Origin of the sequence: Vibrio sp. 10N.261.45.E2 (genome assembly GCF_002875705.1) — a bacterium.
Classification (GTDB): Bacteria; Pseudomonadota; Gammaproteobacteria; order Enterobacterales; family Vibrionaceae; genus Vibrio.
Window position 1 is genome coordinate 1 of the sequence record NZ_MCZZ01000060.1, and the last position, 2,292, is coordinate 2,292.

A 2,292-nucleotide genomic window follows, 5' to 3' on the forward strand; every position below is an offset into this window, starting at 1 on the left:
GATCGCTTTAGGCAAAAATTTACGCCTTATCCTGACTCACAGGCTGCTCCCATCGTTCACCAAAGCGTTCTAAATGATCGGCAAGCCGTTTCGAAGCCTCTTGCCGCTTGCTTCTTCCGCTTAACTCTTTTGAGCGGTCAAGCATGGCGTTGTGCTTGTCACCCAGAAGCACATTGACGGATGTCCCATTTTTCTTTGTCATCATCGACCTTACGATTACTTCACTCTGCACTCATTCACGAGTGAAATTAAAACTCAGTGCATAGCTGTTTGTTTGATCAGTATTGGCTGAATAATAAAGCAACAATAATTCGATGTAAAGTTTTTCTAACAAAATACCTATCAGATAAAAGTTTTTCTTTCACCTATTGTCTTATTTTGTCCTTATGAAAAATTTAAGCTCAAAACTAAAAAATAAAAGAATCGCCCTAGGGCTTAGTCAACGGGAGTTAGCTAAGAAAATAGGCGTAACTGGCACATCTATTTCACAATGGGAAAGAGAAGAAAATATCCCTAAAGGTGTCAGCTTATTCAAATTAGCTAACGTATTAAATGTATCGGTTGAATGGTTAAGCAATGGGGAGTTTGAAACAAATCCTTCCCCTGAGCATGGAGTATTAGTGAGTTATTACCCTGATGTGAAGGCATCTGGAGGTGGAGGTTCATTTGTTGACAATGAGATTGCAGAGACACTTTACATCCCAAAACAAGCAATAAACACTTCGTCTAAGAAAAATATAAAATGTATCCATGTTTCAGGAGATAGCATGGAGCCATCAATTATGGGGGGGGCAATCATTGCAATAGATACGGAAGCAACTGATATTATTGATGGACATATTTACGTCTTCCATCAACAAGGTCACTTGCGAGTTAAAGAACTTCGTAATGGAATAAAACAAGTACATATCATAAGTAAAAACCCAACCTATATAGATGAACATACAAGTTATGAAGACCTCAAAATTATTGGAAAAGTAAAATGGGTGTCAAATTTTCTTTAGCCATTAAAAAGGTTTTCTTTCTTGATTTTTAGACTCTAATTAACGATAATGGTTTTAATCTTTAAAGTAAAAGTGCATTACATAGCACGTTACTACATAGTTTTCTATGTAGTGTATTTTTTAAAGTTAGAATGGGTCGAACCGCGAATTTGACTATAACATTTGTAAAAAAGCCGTCTTCCCGTAAGTAGACGGTTTTTTTATATCCAAAAATCAAAGGTTTGATCTTTCCCAATGATTAATATACATTGATATTTCTATGTTCTGGATTCGCACCCAGAATACTTAAAAACTTACGGAATCAAGTAATGAAAACACCAACTTATAAACTCTTCCATCAAAACAGACACGCTACGCATTCACATCCAACCTGTGTTTTTAAACACTTTAGGTCTGATGTAGAAGGTGTGTGTCATGACAACATCTAATCAAGCACTCAAGTTCCTCGAACATCACAACCAACTGACTGATGCAGTTGCTTGCGATGAAAGCATCCCAGCTGATGAGAAATCACTACTGATTGCTATATCCACCTTTTACAACCTTTCTAATCAATGCGCGTTCCCAAGCCGAAAACAGATCGCTGCAAGAATGGGGCGTTGCGTCAATTACGTCACTGAATTAATTAGTAAAGCAAAAAAATCCGGACGACTCATATCAACCGCTCAATTCATTCTGGTTGAAGGCGAGTCGGCACCACGACAAATTGCTAACAAGTACGAGTTTGTCCTTGAGATGTTTGGGCTGTGCTACAGCAAAGCAAAAACAATGCTCAACCGTAACCTCAGAAAGAAAAGCAAAAAAAACAAAGCAACACAACAAGCAGCCTCTTCTAGAGTTGAGCATATCAATCAGATGCTTGATAAAGCCCAGACGTCTGATATCCCAGAATGGGAAGACTACTCTCCCCCTGAATAACCCCTTTGAATTTCGTTCATGCCGTTAGTTCGGTAGGCTTCTCCACACCTAAAAGAAATTCAGTGTGATACACCTCTCAAAATTACCCTCATCGCCATTCCCAATCAGTAAATATTCCTCTGAAATTTCTATCATAATCGCCAAAAACTCATAGTTCTCCTACCCCCTAAAGATTTTAATATATGGATTCCTAAAGAATTATTGAAAGGGAACCCTACAGATAAACAGGTAAGCAAAACAAGAGAATCAATAGACATAAGAATTAATTAACAAAAGAGCAGTCATACCTGATTTGTGTGTGGGTAACTTTCGTGAGGAACGAGCGAATAGTTATCCATCGCCCAAATCCGAGAACATAGCAGCTACGCTG

At 38.1% G+C, this 2,292-nt stretch carries 3 protein-coding genes; 2 read left to right on the forward strand and 1 reads right to left on the reverse strand.

Going from position 1 to position 2,292, the window contains the following annotated elements:
• Positions 1–19 precede the first annotated feature (19 nt).
• The gene (locus tag BCT34_RS03570; protein WP_076650956.1) at positions 20–205 is read right to left on the reverse strand and encodes a TraY domain-containing protein; all 186 of its coding nucleotides are present in this window, start codon (positions 203–205) and stop codon (positions 20–22) included.
• A gap of 181 nt (positions 206–386) precedes the next feature.
• Between BCT34_RS03570 and BCT34_RS03575 the strand changes: the two genes are divergently transcribed.
• Both BCT34_RS03575 and BCT34_RS03580 read left to right on the forward strand, forming a co-directional pair.
• Positions 387–1,004: a S24 family peptidase gene (locus BCT34_RS03575; protein WP_076650957.1), complete on the forward strand. Its 618-nt coding sequence runs from the start codon at positions 387–389 to the stop codon at positions 1,002–1,004.
• A gap of 414 nt (positions 1,005–1,418) precedes the next feature.
• The gene (locus BCT34_RS03580; protein WP_076650958.1) at positions 1,419–1,922 is read left to right on the forward strand and encodes a hypothetical protein; all 504 of its coding nucleotides are present in this window, start codon (positions 1,419–1,421) and stop codon (positions 1,920–1,922) included.
• The last annotated feature ends 370 nt before the right edge of the window (positions 1,923–2,292 follow it).